The sequence below is a fragment of the Cytobacillus sp. T106 genome (genome assembly GCF_040492155.1).
In the GTDB taxonomy this organism is placed as follows: Bacteria; Bacillota; Bacilli; order Bacillales; family Cytobacillaceae; genus Bacillus_AB; species Bacillus_AB infantis.
The window spans coordinates 552,353-567,754 of the sequence record NZ_JBEUMK010000001.1; the positions used below are offsets into that span (position 1 = coordinate 552,353).

Annotated in this window: 15 protein-coding genes; 13 read left to right on the plus strand and 2 right to left on the minus strand. The window is 47.4% G+C overall.

Annotated features, from left to right (window positions below):
• Positions 1 to 114: 114 nt before the first annotated feature.
• From ABU165_RS02730 to ABU165_RS02755, 6 genes are all read left to right on the plus strand, one after another.
• Positions 115 to 552 carry a BrxA/BrxB family bacilliredoxin gene (locus ABU165_RS02730; RefSeq protein ID WP_009794984.1) on the plus strand — a complete coding sequence of 146 codons (438 nt, stop codon included), beginning with the start codon at positions 115 to 117 and terminating at the stop codon, positions 550 to 552.
• 298 nt (positions 553 to 850) lie between these two features.
• Positions 851 to 1,654 (plus strand): transporter substrate-binding domain-containing protein, encoded by an 804-nt coding sequence (locus ABU165_RS02735; protein WP_022544173.1) that lies wholly within the window; start codon positions 851 to 853, stop codon positions 1,652 to 1,654.
• Positions 1,655 to 1,812: 158 nt separating this feature from the next.
• On the plus strand, positions 1,813 to 2,472 hold the full coding sequence (locus ABU165_RS02740; protein WP_101550589.1) for an amino acid ABC transporter permease: 660 nt from the start codon (positions 1,813 to 1,815) through the stop codon (positions 2,470 to 2,472).
• Entirely contained in the window at positions 2,465 to 3,187 is a 723-nt protein-coding gene (locus ABU165_RS02745) for an amino acid ABC transporter ATP-binding protein (protein WP_009794988.1), read from the plus strand. The genes ABU165_RS02740 and ABU165_RS02745 overlap by 8 nt, the downstream gene beginning before the upstream one ends.
• Positions 3,188 to 3,343: 156 nt before the next feature.
• The gene (locus tag ABU165_RS02750) at positions 3,344 to 4,312 is read left to right on the plus strand and encodes an aromatic acid exporter family protein (RefSeq protein WP_318059520.1); all 969 of its coding nucleotides are present in this window, start codon (positions 3,344 to 3,346) and stop codon (positions 4,310 to 4,312) included.
• Positions 4,313 to 4,365: 53 nt separating this feature from the next.
• Positions 4,366 to 4,908, plus strand: coding sequence for a L,D-transpeptidase (locus ABU165_RS02755; protein ID WP_009794991.1), 543 nt, complete (start codon positions 4,366 to 4,368; stop codon positions 4,906 to 4,908).
• Between the two features lie 359 nt (positions 4,909 to 5,267).
• Here the strand turns inward: ABU165_RS02755 and prli42 are convergent, their stop codons facing one another.
• Positions 5,268 to 5,363, minus strand: a complete 96-nt coding sequence (prli42, locus tag ABU165_RS02760; protein ID WP_022544171.1) for a stressosome-associated protein Prli42 — start codon at positions 5,361 to 5,363, stop codon at positions 5,268 to 5,270.
• Positions 5,364 to 5,507: 144 nt separating this feature from the next.
• Here prli42 and mce point away from each other — a divergent pair, with 144 nt between their 5' ends.
• The 6 genes from mce to gndA all read left to right on the plus strand — a co-directional run bounded on the left by mce (position 5,508) and on the right by gndA (position 12,452).
• On the plus strand, positions 5,508 to 5,924 hold the full coding sequence (gene mce, locus ABU165_RS02765; protein WP_022544170.1) for a methylmalonyl-CoA epimerase: 417 nt from the start codon (positions 5,508 to 5,510) through the stop codon (positions 5,922 to 5,924).
• A complete protein-coding gene (locus tag ABU165_RS02770) occupies positions 5,921 to 7,471 on the plus strand; it encodes an acyl-CoA carboxylase subunit beta (protein ID WP_009794711.1) in 1,551 nt (516 codons plus the stop codon). The genes mce and ABU165_RS02770 overlap by 4 nt, the downstream gene beginning before the upstream one ends.
• A 148-nt stretch (positions 7,472 to 7,619) precedes the next feature.
• Positions 7,620 to 8,744 carry a M20/M25/M40 family metallo-hydrolase gene (locus ABU165_RS02775; protein ID WP_009794712.1) on the plus strand — a complete coding sequence of 375 codons (1,125 nt, stop codon included), beginning with the start codon at positions 7,620 to 7,622 and terminating at the stop codon, positions 8,742 to 8,744.
• A 155-nt stretch (positions 8,745 to 8,899) separates the two neighbouring features.
• Entirely contained in the window at positions 8,900 to 9,379 is a 480-nt protein-coding gene (locus ABU165_RS02780) for a chemotaxis protein CheW (protein ID WP_035403057.1), read from the plus strand.
• 205 nt (positions 9,380 to 9,584) lie between these two features.
• Positions 9,585 to 10,883 carry a DNA polymerase IV gene (locus ABU165_RS02785; protein WP_148949115.1) on the plus strand — a complete coding sequence of 433 codons (1,299 nt, stop codon included), beginning with the start codon at positions 9,585 to 9,587 and terminating at the stop codon, positions 10,881 to 10,883.
• Between the two features lie 162 nt (positions 10,884 to 11,045).
• On the plus strand, positions 11,046 to 12,452 hold the full coding sequence (gndA, locus tag ABU165_RS02790; protein WP_224951473.1) for an NADP-dependent phosphogluconate dehydrogenase: 1,407 nt from the start codon (positions 11,046 to 11,048) through the stop codon (positions 12,450 to 12,452).
• Positions 12,453 to 12,534: 82 nt separating this feature from the next.
• Here the strand turns inward: gndA and zwf are convergent, their stop codons facing one another.
• Positions 12,535 to 14,037 (minus strand): glucose-6-phosphate dehydrogenase, encoded by a 1,503-nt coding sequence (zwf, locus tag ABU165_RS02795; RefSeq protein ID WP_224951471.1) that lies wholly within the window; start codon positions 14,035 to 14,037, stop codon positions 12,535 to 12,537.
• Positions 14,038 to 14,465: 428 nt separating this feature from the next.
• On the opposite strand from zwf, the gene rnz reads away from it, so the two are divergent.
• Positions 14,466 to 15,392: a ribonuclease Z gene (gene rnz / locus ABU165_RS02800; protein WP_318059519.1), complete on the plus strand. Its 927-nt coding sequence runs from the start codon at positions 14,466 to 14,468 to the stop codon at positions 15,390 to 15,392.
• Positions 15,393 to 15,402 lie beyond the last annotated feature (10 nt).

Consider the following 15,402-nt stretch of genomic DNA (forward strand, 5'->3'; position numbering starts at 1 on the left):
TGTTACTTGGCCTAAGCAGGCTTCTTTGAGTTGAATGCATTGAAAAAAGCAGCATGAAGTTGCTATTATTAGAAGAGATATCTGTCTAACTATTTATATGAGGGGCGATAAAGAATGAATATGGATTTTAATTTGTTTATGAACGATGTCGTTCGCCAGGCCCGCCAGGAAATTGTGGCAGCCGGATATACAGAGCTTACCACTCCGGAGGATGTTGATCATGCGCTGTCCCAGAAAGGCACGACGCTTGTAATGGTCAATTCTGTCTGCGGCTGTGCCGGCGGGATTGCACGCCCTGCTGCAGCTCACTCTCTGCATTATGATAAGCGCCCTGACCAGCTTGTGACGGTCTTTGCGGGGCAGGACAAGGAAGCGACAGAAAAGGCGCGGTCTTATTTTACCGGATTCCCTCCATCATCACCATCTTTCGCACTTATGAAAGACGGAGAAATTATTACAATGGTGGAGCGTCATGAAATTGAAGGGCACGAACCAATGGCAGTAGTCCAAAAGCTTCAGGATGCTTTTGATAAATATTGCGAAGAAGTTTAAGTATCATACAAGAAAACCCCTGCTGAACGCAGGGGTTTTTTTTTTCGTTCAGTAAACCGGCAAACCCTGATTTCTCCGGAAAAAAGCTATAAAACTTTTATTAAATAGTAATAATATAATTAAAATATATATTTATATTTAATTATATTATTGCATAAATATTAATATGTGTTAAAATTCATTGTAGTGAATAAGTATTAACTTAGTGTTTTTACTTGAAATAACAGGATCTAACACTATAAAATACTACTAATTATGAAAATAATTAATTTTCTAAAAACTATAGGAGGAAAGTAAAATGAAAAAGAGTATGTTGCTGTTTTTGGTAAGTATATTGGCAGCTGGAATCCTGGCAGCCTGCGGGGCGAGTGAACAGCCGGCTTCAAGCGGCGGTGAAGCGGGAGATTCAGGATCAGATGATGAAAAGGTGCTGATTATGGGTACTTCGGCTGATTATCCGCCATTCGAGTACATCGATACTGCAAAAGGCGATGATATTATCGGTTTCGATGTTGATCTTGCAAATGCATTGGCAGAAAAGCTTGGCTATAAAGTTCAGGTTGAGGATATTGAATTCAGCGGGCTCGTTCAAGCGCTGAAATCCGGCCAGGTAGATATTGTATTGGCGGGAATGTCTCCGACTGAAGAACGCAAAAAGAATATTGACTTTACAGATATCTACTACACTGCGAGACATATGATTGTGACAAAGAAGGACAGCGGGATCGAAAAGCTTGAGGATCTAAAAGGCAAGACAGTCGGCGTCCAGCTGGGATCCATCCAGGAAGGGAAAGCAAACGACATTGCTGAAGAAATCGATATCAAAGTTGAAAACCGCAACCGTATCCCTGAGATTGTTCAGGAGCTGATGACCGGCCGCTTTGATGCTGCCATCATTGAAGATACAGTAGCAACAGGCTATTTTGAATCAAATGAAGATCTCAATGGATTTGTCATTGAAGATGAAGAGGAGCTTGGATCTGCTATTGCCCTTCCGAAGGACAGCGAGCTGACAGACGATTTCAACAAAGCCCTTCAGGAAATGAAGGACAGCGGCGAGCTTGAAGAATTAGTACTGAAATGGTTTGGCGGAGAAGAGTAATTTTGTGGCTGATGTTCAGCAGGAATTCCTGCTGGACATTTTGCATCCGCTGGAATGGACAGCCTTTCAGTCCGGGCTAGCGAACCGAATGGACAAGCTGCCGAAGATAAGCAGGCTGCCATTGAATGCGCCTCAGAAAGAGAGGAATGAGACAGGTTATGAATTTGGATTTTGCTCAGTTTATCCCATCAATGCCATATATATTAAAAGGGATTGGCGTCACCCTGCAAATTGTGCTGCTTGCCGGCCTTCTTGGCTTTGCACTCGGAATTATTCTTGCATTATTTAAGATAAGCTCTTTAAAGTATCTTGGCTGGCTGGCGGATGCGTATACTTCCATCTTTAGAGGAACGCCGCTGGTGCTTCAATTGATGCTCATTTATTATGGTTCTCCCCAGATCTTCGGCTTCCAGATAGAGCCGTATGCAGCGGCAGTGCTGTCTTTCGGGCTCAATTCCGCAGCCTATATATCTGAGGTGATCAGAGCCGGGATACTGGCGGTGGACAAAGGGCAGCGGGAAGCTTCAATGGCCCTTGGGATTCCTTATAAAAGGATGATGTGGGATATCATCCTCCCGCAAGCACTGAAAAACATCCTTCCAGCCCTCATGAATGAATTTATCACACTTACGAAGGAATCAGCGATCGTTACAACAATAGGAGTCATGGATATTATGCGCCGTTCCTATCAGGTGGGCGCCGAGAAATATTCCTTCTTTGAGCCTCTTCTGATTGCGGGCCTGATTTATTATGTAATGGTCATCACATTGACGATCATCGGCAAAGCGGTTGAAAGGAGGATGAGGCGAAGTGATTAAGGTAGAGAATCTGCACAAAAATTTCGGCAGCCTGGAGGTGCTGAAAGGGATCAGCACAACGGTCCAGGACGGTGAAGTGGTGGCGGTCATCGGCCCTTCCGGCTCCGGGAAATCTACATTTCTGCGGTGCCTGAATCTGCTTGAGCAGCCAACGGATGGCAGGATATTCATCGGCAAAGAGGAAGTAACCGGCCGGAAAACGGATATTATGAAGGTGAGGCAGGAAGTAGGCATGGTTTTTCAGCACTTCCACCTGTTCCCGCATATGACAGCGCTGGAGAATCTCACATATGCCCCGATGAAAGTAAAAGGAGTTTCCAAGCAGGAAGCTGAAAAAATCGGCACCGGGCTTTTGCAGAAGGTTGGCCTTTCAGAGAAGGCGAATGAATATCCGAACCGCCTGTCAGGGGGACAAAAGCAGAGGGTGGCCATTGCCAGGGCGTTGGCTATGCAGCCGGACATGATGCTGTTTGACGAGCCGACATCTGCCCTGGATCCCGAAATGGTCAAGGAAGTGCTGGACGTCATGAAATCCCTTGCCCACAGCGGTATGACCATGGTGATCGTGACCCATGAAATGGGCTTTGCCAAGGAAGTGGCAGACCGGGTCCTCTTTCTGGATGGAGGGGTTCTTGTAGAGGATTCTCCTCCGGAAGAATTTTTCTCGAGTCCTAAAAGTCCAAGGGCAAGAGACTTCTTGCAAAAAGTGCTTTAAAACGTATAATTAGGAAGAAGATGGTCCCAGATCATCTTCTTTTTCAATTGGCCGGCTTTTCCCACGGCATATCGGTGAGGCTTTACATAAGTTTATTTACAGCCTTCAGGGGTATTCATTTCCGCTGAATGGCTGCTATGTATAGGAGTGCATGATATGAAATTCAGAATAGGATACCGAACGATTAAAACTGCTGCCGGGACAGCTGTTTCCATTATCATTGCACAAATGCTTGGGCTTAATAACTTTGTATCTGCAGGCATATTGACGATTTTATGCATCCAAGTGACAAAAAAAAGGTCGCTTACAGCTTCCTGGGCCAGATTCCTGGCCTGTCTGCTTTCTATGGTCTTTTCCACCGTATTCTTTGAAGGCATTGCATATCATCCGGCTGTGATCGGGCTGCTGCTGTTATTCTTCATCCCCACGGCTGTGATGCTGAAGGCAAGTGAAGGGGTGGTGTCCAGCAGTGTAATCACCCTGCATATTTATTCTGCGGGCGAGGTTACTGGCAGCCTGCTTTTGAATGAACTTGGAATCATAACTGTCGGGATAGGAGTGGCACTGCTGGCGAATCTATATATGCCAAGCCTTGACAAAAATCTTGAAAAATATCAGCTTCAGATTGAAGATAACTTCAAAAGGATATTTGATGAAATCATCACCTATCTCCGAACCAATGAAAGTGACTGGGACGGCAGGGAGATCACCGGTACAGAGAGGCTGATCTCGGAAGCCAAGACCCTTGCCTTCAGGGATGTTGAAAATCACTTCCTGCGCAATGAAAACTCCTACTACCATTATTTTAAAATGAGGGAAAAGCAATTTGAAATCATTGAAAGGGTGCTGCCGACCGTTACATCGATCGGCCTTACTGTGGAGCAGGGAGAGATTGTCGCTGATTTCATCGAAGAGCTGTCAAACAATATTCATCCCGGCAATACAGCGATTGTGTATCTGGAAAAGCTGCTGCGGATGAAGCTTTCTTTCGAAGAGAGCGACCTCCCACGAACAAGGGAGGAGTTTGAAGCGCGTGCGGCCCTCCTGCATTTTGTTAAAGAAATGGAACAATATTTGGTCATTAAAAGCTCTTTTAAAGGATTGAAAAAAGAGAAAAGCGCATAATCGGGGGCATGCAGGCAGAAGCTATTCAAAAATGATACAGGCTGGTGAAATGGATGCTTAAAATGCTTTCAATCCTTGCGCTTTCTTTTTCATTTTCTCCTATCTGGCCGATCGGGCCCAATCCGCTGCCTGGAGACCCTTTCGTCATCATCAATAAACAGACAAATGAGCTTGCGCTTGTTGACGAAAACAGGGTCCAGACGGTCATAAGCGCTGCCACCGGCAAGACGGCTGATTTGACGCCGGAGGGGCTCTTTACTGTCACAGTCAAGGCGAAGGAGCCTTATTACAGAAGAAAAAACATTCCTGGCGGTTCTCCGGAAAATCCTCTCGGAACGAGATGGATCGGCTTTGATGCTGAGGAGACGGACGGGCGGATATATGGGATACACGGGACAAATGAGCCCGGATCCATCGGCAAATATGTCTCCTCCGGCTGTGTCCGCATGCAGAATGAAGCAATCGAGTCCCTGTTCGAACTCATCCCCATCGGGACCAAAGTGCTGGTTGTATCAACCGGCCAAAGCTTTGAAGAGCTGGGTAAAGAGTACGGTGCTATCAGTGAACTAAATACAGTGTGGCCTTATAAGCAGTAAAATACTTAAAATAAGAGCAGCAGGCAAATCTCCAAATAAAAAAGATCGTGCTTAAAAGCGGGCCAAATAGAAACCTTTCTGATCCGCTTCCTAAGACGGCCTCTTTGAATTCGTTGTTGTATTAAAGGATCGGATGCCCTTAAATAGGCCACATAATGCCATAAAAATTTGTAAATCTGTCGATTGGAGTGGAAGGCACGTAGACTCCTGCGTGATTGCAGCGCCGCCCCGCGGAAAGCGAAGTGCCTGGAATGGAAATCAACATTCTCATTACCAAAAGAAATCATGGTAAAGCTCAAATTTCATTGAATCTATCTATAGTTAGAAAGGACCGCCATAAGGCGATCCTTTTTTTGTTTCTATAAAAACATGGCTGCTCCAACAGCAAGGGTGGATGCGAGCATGGCAAAAATCATTAAATATACGATGATCTTGCGGAATTTTTTATTAGACAAGCAGGAGCCCCTCCTTCTGACATTCTAATCTATTATTACTCTATTCTACTAAGAAAATTCAAAATGAACAACCGCTCAATATTTGAAGGAATTTCGACATTTTTATCGAATATTAAGAGTATTATGCAAGCGGGGGGTTCATAAATGATTAACAAAGTGGATCATATTGGGATCGCTGTCAGCTCGCTTGACAGTGCTCTTCCATTTTATACAGATGTGCTCGGCCTCGAGCTGCTTGGTGTGGAAGATGTCGAATCTGAGCGGGTCAGGGTGGCATTCCTTCTTGCAGGAAATGCAAAGCTTGAGCTTCTCGAACCGCTGGGAGAAGGCAGCCCAATAGCAAAATTCATCGAAAAGCGGGGAGAAGGCATCCACCATATTGCACTGGGTGTGGACTCTATCAATGAAAGAATAGCAGAGATAAAAGAAAAAGGCATCAGAATGATTAATGATGAAGCCAAGAAAGGCGCGGGCGGTGCGAAGGTGGCGTTTATCCATCCAAAGTCATCCGGGAGCGTACTCTATGAATTCTGCGAGAAGAAAGGACTGGAAGAAGCATGACGGACATCTATGAAAAAATCAATGAGCTGTACGACCGGCGCCGGGAGGTGGAACTGGGCGGAGGAGATGAGCGGATAGAGAAGCAGCATGAGAAAGGGAAGCTTACTGCAAGGGAGCGGATCGGCCTGCTGCTGGATGAAGGGACCTTTGTGGAGCTGAATCCCTTTATTGAGCACAGATCGACGGACTTTGGCCTTGACAGGGCAAAGGGGCCGGGAGACGGGGTTGTTACAGGTTATGGAAAGGTAAACGGCCGGCCTGTCTACTTATTCTCCCAGGACTTCACCGTATTTGGCGGCGCGCTTGGCGAGATGCACGCAAAAAAAATCGCAAATGTCATGGATCTTGCTGCCAAAAACGGCGCTCCCTTCATCGGGCTGAACGATTCAGGAGGGGCAAGGATCCAGGAAGGGGTTGTGTCGCTTGACGGCTATGGCCACATTTTCTACCGCAACAGCATCTATTCCGGCGTGATTCCGCAGCTTTCTGTCATTATGGGCCCGTGTGCAGGCGGGGCCGTTTATTCGCCAGCTATAACAGACTTTGTCTTTATGGTCGAAAAAACGAGCCAAATGTTCATTACCGGCCCGAAAGTGATTGAGACCGTCACAGGCGAAAAGATTTCTTCAGAAGACCTTGGCGGCGCAGAGGTACATAATTCAATAAGCGGCAATGCCCACTTCATGGGCGGAACAGAAGAGGAAGTCCTCCAGCAGGTAAGAAGGCTTCTCAGCTACCTTCCCCAGAACAGCGGGGAAAAGCCGCCGCGGCTTTCAGCAGATGAAGAGGACGATTACCGGCCTGATCTGACTGACTGCATCCCATTTGACAGCCTGAGGCCTTATGATGTCCGCAAAGTAGTGGAACAGATTGTGGATGAAGGATCGTTCATGGAGGTTCAGCAGGATTTTGCCAGGAATATTGTTGTCGGGCTGGCGAGGATCAAAGGCGAATCAGTCGGTCTTGTCTGCAATCAGCCCAAGGTAATGGCAGGCGGGCTTGATATTGATTCTTCCGATAAGGCTTCAAGATTTATCCGCTTCTGCGATTCCTTCAACATTCCGCTCATTACCTTTGAAGATGTAACCGGTTTCTTCCCGGGCATCAAGCAGGAGCACGGAGGGATCATCAGGCATGGGGCCAAGATCCTTTATGCCTATTCGGAGGCGACTGTTCCGAAGCTGACCGTGATCCTCCGGAAAGCCTATGGCGGCGCCTATGTTGCCCTCAACAGCAAATCCATCGGCGCTGACCTTGTGTTTGCCTGGCCCAATGCTGAAATTGCGGTCATGGGCCCTCAAGGAGCAGCCAATATCATTTTTGCGCGCGAAATCCAGGGCAGCAGCAATCCTGAAGCAGTCAGGGAACAGAAGATCGAAGAATACCGCGAAAAGTTCGCCAATCCTTATGTGGCTGCCAGCCGCGGCATGGTGGATGATGTCATTGATCCACGGGATACGAGAATTAAACTCATTCAGGCACTTGAGATGCTCCGGAATAAAAAGGAGTCGCGGCCGGCCAAAAAGCATGGGAATATCCCCTTATAAATGCTGTTGATTGGAAGGGAATACTCCCTTCCTTTTTTCTTATGGAACCAGTCTGCAGTCCTCTCCCCAGGCAGGCTCTCCGGTTGCTGTTGAATGATGTGAGCGGTATACTAGGTTAGTACGCATACATATTGGAGGTTTTAACATTATGATCAATCAGGAGCGTTTACTAAATGAATTCCTGGAGCTTGTCCAGGTAGATTCCGAAACAAAGCATGAAGCAGAAATCGCCAAAGTCCTGAAAAAGAAATTCACTGATCTTGGAGTCGATGTTTTTGAGGACGATACAACTGCTGAAACAGGCCATGGTGCCGGAAATCTGATTTGCACGCTTGAAGGCACAAAAGAGGGCGTTGATACCATTTATTTTACTTCCCATATGGATACTGTTGTTCCCGGGAAGGGCATCAAGCCATCAATTAAGGACGGCTATGTGGTGACTGACGGAACTACCATCCTTGGTGCAGACGATAAAGCAGGCCTTGCAGTTATGCTTGAGGTCGTCAGGGTTCTTAAAGAGCAGAATATTGAGCATGGTACCATCCAGTTCATCATCACAGCCGGCGAAGAATCAGGGCTGGTCGGAGCGAAGGCGCTTGACCGTTCCCTTGTAAAGGCCAAGTTTGGCTATGCGCTCGACAGCGACGGCAAGGTTGGGAATATTATTGTAGCAGCTCCGACACAGGCCAAGGTGAAAGCTGTCATCCAAGGCAAAACTGCTCATGCCGGTGTGGCACCTGAGAAAGGCGTTTCTGCCATCACCATCGCAGCAAAAGCAGTGGCCCGCATGCCGCTTGGACGCATTGATGAGGAAACGACTGCCAATATCGGCAGATTTGAAGGCGGTCAGCAGACAAATATTGTTTGCGACCGTGTCGACATCCTGGCAGAAGCCCGTTCCCTTATTGGCGAAAAGATGGAAGCGCAGGCAGCCAAGATGAAGGAAGCATTTGAAAGCGCAGCAGAAGAAATGGGCGGCAAAGCCGATGTTGAAATCCAGGTTATGTACCCAGGCTTCAAATATGGAGAAGGGGATCATGTGGTGGAAGTAGCAAAGAAAGCTGCAGCCAAAATCGGCCGCAGCAGTGAGCTTCTCCATAGCGGCGGAGGCAGTGACGCGAATGTGATTGCCGGCTTCGGCATCCCGACAGTCAACCTGGCTGTAGGCTATGAGGAAATCCATACAACCAATGAACGCATGCCGGTTGAAGAGCTGAACAAGCTTGGAGAAATGGTTGTAGCAATCATCAATGAAGTATCCGGCAACGAATAATGATCAGCGGGAGGGCCAGCGGCTCCTCCCGTTTTTTCTTCTTAACAGAAGGTACATTTTACATAGTTAATTCCCGGATCAGTAAGAAATATGGTATATTTGTAATAGATATACATAGCCGCCAGGGACTTTTAGCGGACGGAGGGACAAAAGCAATGGATGAAAATAAAAAAATGATTGTGTTTCAGGTAGGCAAAGAAGAATATGCGATCCCGATTGAATATGTCATTTCAATCGAAAAGGCTGAGGATATCACACCGATACCTCATCTCCCTGCATATGTGAAGGGAATTTCAAAGGTAAGGGGAGAACTGATTCCTGTCATTGATTTTGAGCATATTCTCTATGACCGCAGCCAGGCAGACTCTGATGCAGCCAGAATGATTGTGCTGCAGACAGAAGAGCTTTCCCTTGGGGCTTCGGTAGCCGAGGCTAAGGAAATTATTGATATGCCAAAAGAAGCTGTCAAAGAACTTGGACTTGCTGCTTATCAGAAAACCACCTACTTCAGCGGAGTTGCAGCCTTAGGAAGCCGGCTTATCACAATCATCGATCCTCTCAGGCTCGTACAAGCGCTTGAAGGAATCCGCGAAATCAAAGAGTTTATGAAAGATAGGAAAGAAGAGGCTGTCTAACTTTTTTATCAAAGTAAGTATATATCTTTTGCGACTTTGATTACTGTCTAGCAGCTGCGCCTGATGTCCCCTCGTTCCTTAAGGATGGCCAGGGCGCTTGCGCATTTTAGAAGGGCCTGCTGCTGCAGGCTCTTTTGCTTTCTTAGCCTTGGATGCGGAATTTTGATAAAATATAGCTATCATTAAGTCAGGGAAGTGCAGAGGCATGAGAGAATTATATCCAAAGAACGGGCGGGTCATTTTGCACGTTGATATGAACAGCTTCTACGCTTCAGTCGAAATGGCCTATAATCCTGAGCTGAAAGGGAAGCCGCTGGCGATTGCCGGAAATGCAGAAGAGCGAAGGGGAATAATCGTCACATGCAGCTATGAAGCAAGAAAGTTCGGCGTCAGGACAACAATGCCCTTATGGGAGGCCAAAAAGCTGTGCCCGCAGCTGATCGTAATGACACCGAATTTTGAACGGTACCGCGCTGCCTCTATGGGAATGTTCAATATACTCGGCCAATATTCCGGGCTTGTTGAGCCTGTCTCCATCGATGAAGGGTATGTCGATATTACAGATAGCTATGAGTATGGAGCGCCGCTTGAAATTGCCGGGAGCATCCAGAAGCAGATACTTGATCAGCTTGATCTGCCCTGCAGCATAGGGGTGGCCCCCAATAAATTTCTTGCTAAAATGGCTTCAGATATGAAGAAACCGATGGGCATCACCGTGCTGCGGAAACGCGATATAGGAAATATCCTTTGGCCGATGCCTGTGGAGGAAATGCATGGAGTCGGCAAAAAGACAGCCGAGAAGCTTCGCACCCTCCAGATTGAGACGATTGGCAGCCTCGCCGAAGCTAATGATCTTCAGCTGAAAGGGTTGCTTGGCATCAACGGGCCGCGACTGAAAGAGAGGGCGAACGGGATCGACCGCAGGCCCGTAGACCCGGAGTCTGCAGCTGAATTTAAGAGTGTGGGCAATTCTACTACGCTCCCAAGGGATGTGTCCAATCAGCAGGAGCTCTTTAAGGTGCTTGATATGCTGTCGGAAAAGGTAGCTGTCCGCCTGAAAAAAAAGAAGGTATATGCGTCAGCCCTGGGCATCACCATCCGCTATAAAGACAGAAAGACAATTACAAGGAGCAGGAAGCTGGATAACCCTGTCAGCTTAAAGGAAGATCTGGCTGCTTTCAGCCGGAAGCTGTTCATTAGGCACTGGAATGGAGATCCCGTCCGCCTCCTCGGGGTTACGGCTCAGGAACTCGTGGAGCAGGACCAGGCTGTACGCCAGCTTGATTTATTTTCTTATGAAAAAGAGGCCAGGAAAGAGCCGCTTTTCAAAACCCTGGCCGATCTGCGGACCAAATTCGGGGATAAAATCATCGACCTTGCCGGAGCTGGGGGCGATGAGGCGGACAAACCTGTAATTGGGACAGATACCAGCTTCAATAAGGATTTCCTCCACGGTGCGGGAAAACGCCAAATCCAGCATCCGGCTCAAAAAGATCATGAATAATGTTTATAAAAGGAATGGAACGTCAAACTAAGAAGGGAAAGCCCAAGTTTGATTAGTTGCATTCCTTTTGCCGTTTTGAGACATTATTATTGGCAGCAGCCTTTCGATGGCGTGGCTTGCCGGGTGTAGATACCAGCTTCAGAAGCAGAAAGGGAGAATGATATGACTAAACAGGAAATAGGAGTTATCGGCCTTGCCGTTATGGGAAAAAACCTTGCCTGGAACATTGAAAGCAGGGGGTATGCTGTTTCTGTCTACAATAGATCTTCTGAAAAAACGGAAGAAATGCTTAAAGAATCCGAAGGGAAGAATATTACCGGAACTTACTCGATTGAAGAGTTTGTCAATTCCCTTGAAAAGCCGCGGAAAATTATGCTGATGGTCAAAGCGGGCGGCCCAACGGACGCAACGATTGAGCAGCTTAAGCCTCATCTTGAAAAGGGCGATATCCTGATAGATGGCGGAAATACTTTTTTCGCCGATACACAGCGGAGGAATAAAGAGCTGAGCGAGCTTGGCATCCATTTTATCGGAACCGGGGTGTCCGGGGGAGAAGAGGGCGCACTGAAAGGGCCGTCCATCATGCCTGGCGGGCAAAAGGAAGCCTATGACCTTGTCGCACCAATCTTTAAGGATATTTCTGCAAAAGTGAATGGCGAGCCTTGTACAACGTACATAGGCCCGGATGGGGCAGGACATTATGTCAAAATGGTCCATAATGGGATCGAGTATGGAGACATGCAGCTGATCTCCGAATCTTATTTCCTTCTTAAAAATGTACTCGGCTTGTCGGCAGAAGAGCTGCACACCGTCTTTGCAGACTGGAATAAGGGCGAACTCGACAGCTATCTGATTGAAATTACAGCAGATATTTTTACTAAAAAGGATGAGGAAACAGGCAAGCCGCTCGTGGATGTGATCCTCGATACAGCCGGCCAAAAGGGCACAGGGAAATGGACAAGCCAAAGTGCCCTTGATTTAGGTGTCCCGCTTCCGATTATCACTGAGTCCGTCTTTGCACGCTTCCTTTCGGCCATGAAAGAGGAGCGCGTCCACGCGAGCAGGCTTTTGAAAGGACCTGAAGCGAAGAGCTTTGAAGGAGACAGGGAGGCATTCATTGAGTCTGTCCGCAAAGCTTTATATATGAGCAAAATCTGTTCCTATGCACAGGGGTTTGCCCAGATGCGGGCTGCATCGGATGAATACAGCTGGGATTTGAAATACGGGGATATCGCCATGATTTTCCGCGGAGGCTGCATCATCCGCGCCCAGTTCCTGCAGAAAATTAAAGAAGCTTATGACAGGGAACCGGGTCTTAAAAATCTTCTGCTTGATCCATATTTCAAGGAAATCGCCGAAAGCTACCAGGCAGCCCTGCGGGAGATCATCAGCTCTGCTGTACAGAACGGAATACCGGTTCCATGCTTCTCAGCCGCGCTTTCTTATTATGACAGCTACCGGACGGAAACCCTTCCGGCCAATCTGCTTCAGGCACAGCGCGATTATTTCGGGGCCCATACGTATCAGCGTACGGACAAAGAAGGCACGTTTCATACGAACTGGATTTAATACATGCATTCAAAAAGCCGCCAATCGAGGCGGCTTTTTGAATGATAAAAATCCCTCCGGGTAGCCGAAGGGATTTTTTGTATTAGCAATTATCAACGTCTAAGTCTGCCACAGGCCACCAGGAGAATCCTTCTTTTGCAAGCAGCTGGTCTGCTTCTTCAGGTCCCATTGTCCCGGCTTCATAGTTAGGGAAGTTTTCCGCTTTATGGTTTTCCCATACTTCGGAAATTTTATCCACGAAGCTCCAGGATAATGCCACTTCGTCCCAGTGGGTAAAGTTTGTGGCATCGCCTCTCATGCAGTCATACAGCAGCTTCTCATAGGCTTCCGGCGTGTTTATGCCGCTGCCGCTTTTATTCGAGAAGTTCAGCTTGACTTGATTCGCTTCAAGCTGGTTTCCTGACTTTTTGGCATTAAGGTGAAGTGTGATCCCTTCATCAGGCTGGATGTGGATGATCAGCAGATTCGGATTGACTGTCTGCCCTGTTTCATAGTACAGGTTCATCGGAATATCCTTGAATTGGATGACAATCTTCGTTGACTTTACGGCCATCCTCTTTCCTGTCCTGATATAGATTGGGACCCCGGCCCAGCGGAAGTTGTCGATAGTCAATCTTCCGGCCACAAAAGTTTCGGTATTGGACTCGCTGTCAACCATTGGTTCTTCACGGTATCCCGGCACTTGTTCGCCGTCAAGCATGCCTTTGCCATACTGTCCCCGCACAAAGTGTTCGTGAACCATATCGCCCTCAAGCGGACGCATCGCACGCAGGACCTTTACTTTCTCTGAGCGGATCTCATCGGTCGTCAAACGGATCGGCGGCTCCATCGCAAGCAGTGCCACCATTTGCAGCATATGATTCTGAACCATATCTCTTAAGGCCCCGCTCTTTTCGTAATAGCGCCCGCGTTCTTCTACCCCAAGGACCTCGCTTGATGTCACCTGGATATTGGAAATATGGCGGTTGTTCCAGAGCGGCTCAAACAGTGCATTGGCAAAACGGATTACCTCAATATTCTGGACCATTTGTTTACCAAGGTAGTGATCAATACGGTAAATTTCATCTTCGGAAAAAGCATGCCTGATCTGGCTGTTCAGTTCTTTTGCAGACTCGAGGTCATGGCCGAACGGCTTTTCTATGACAAGGCGCTTGAATCCATTGGTTTCGGTCAGGCCATCCTGCTTCAAATGAACCGCAATGGTGCCGAAAAATTCCGGTGCCATGGCCAGATAGAAAATACGGTTGCCTTCGAGGCCATAGGTATTATCAAGATCTTCAGCCATTGACTTTAAAGCTAGATATGAGCTTGAATCTGTCACATCATGTGAGTGATAGTAAAAATGGGATGCAAACTCATCCAGCCTGGTGCTGTCCTTTATCGCAGACTGAACGGAATTTTTTACATTTTCCTGAAATTCCTCGTTGGAAAGCGGTCTTCTTGCAACTCCGACGACAGCAAAACGCTCTGAAAGATTTCCCTTTTCAAAAAGCCTGTAGAGGGAAGGGAACAGTTTACGATTGGCAAGGTCGCCGGTAGCTCCGAAAATCATGATTAATCCTGTTGGTTTTTCGTTCTGTTTCACGGTACATAAACCTCTCTTCAACAAAATTTCAATATATGTAAGTTCTTATGCTGTAGGCCTGCAGCGGGATTTATCTTTAAAAAAGCTCTTTTTATGCCGGCACGCTCACTGGATCGGGTCCAACCCGGATGAAGCCCCTGACACAAACAAAGGCTATAAAAAGTCTTCCATTAAAAGAACACCCATACAAGTATAAAATTTTATAGCTTATCCAATGAAATCGCAAATAATATGCGCCTTCTTCCTGCGAAAGCGCTGCCTTTGGCTGCTGCCTGATTAGTTTCCGCAATAGGGCGGGAAACTATCCGTTTTTTATGGGGATGAAGTCGGGGAGGACCTTTCTGCCGGCATTTATGATATAGTGTTGATTATAAAAACTCGATTTAATGGCAAGTGAACATATTTACCAGGTAAAGGGGGGGGCATGGGTGGATTTATTATTTTTAGGAACGGGGGCAGGAATACCGGCAAAGCTTAGAAATGTTACCTCAATGGCATTGAAGCTTCTGGAAGAGCGGGGCACAGTCTGGCTGTTTGACTGCGGCGAGGCTACCCAGCATCAAATCCTGCATACATCACTGAAGCCCAGGAGGATCGAAAAGATTTTTATAACCCATATGCATGGCGACCACATATACGGCCTTCCCGGACTTCTCTCAAGCCGCTCCTTCCAGGGAGGCGAGACAGAGGTGGAGGTTTATGGGCCAAAGGGGCTGAAGGATTATATTGAAATCAGCCTTTCGGTGAGCGGGACCTGCTTAAAATATCCGCTGAAGATCATTGAGGCAATAGAGGGCGTTATTTTCGAAGATGAAGATTTTAAAGTGGAGGCAATGCTTCTTGACCATGGAATCCCTTCTCTTGGCTACAGGATCATCGAAAAAGACAAACCGGGCACTCTCCAGGCTGATAAGCTGAAGGAAGCGGGAGTCATGCCGGGTCCGATTTACAGGGATATCAAAAATGGGATTCCTGCTGTGCTGGCGGACGGCACTGTTTTGAATCCGGCAGATTTTCTCGGTCCGGATATTAAAGGGAGGGTCATCACGATCCTTGGTGATACAAGGATGTGCGCAACCGCCCTAGAACTTGCCAGAGATGCTGATCTGCTTGTCCATGAAGCGACCTTCCAGGCGGGCGAAGAAACCATGGCACGCGACTATTACCATTCTACAACCGTTCAGGCTGCGGAAATAGCCAAACAGGCTAACGCAAAGAAATTATGCCTCACACATATCAGTGCACGCTACGAAAGAGCAGACTGGGCAATGCTCACCGATGAAGCGCGCACAGTGTTTCCAGATGCCGATATAGCAGAGGATTTTAAGGAATTCCATATCCCGGTGAATAAGTAAGGGGGCGAAA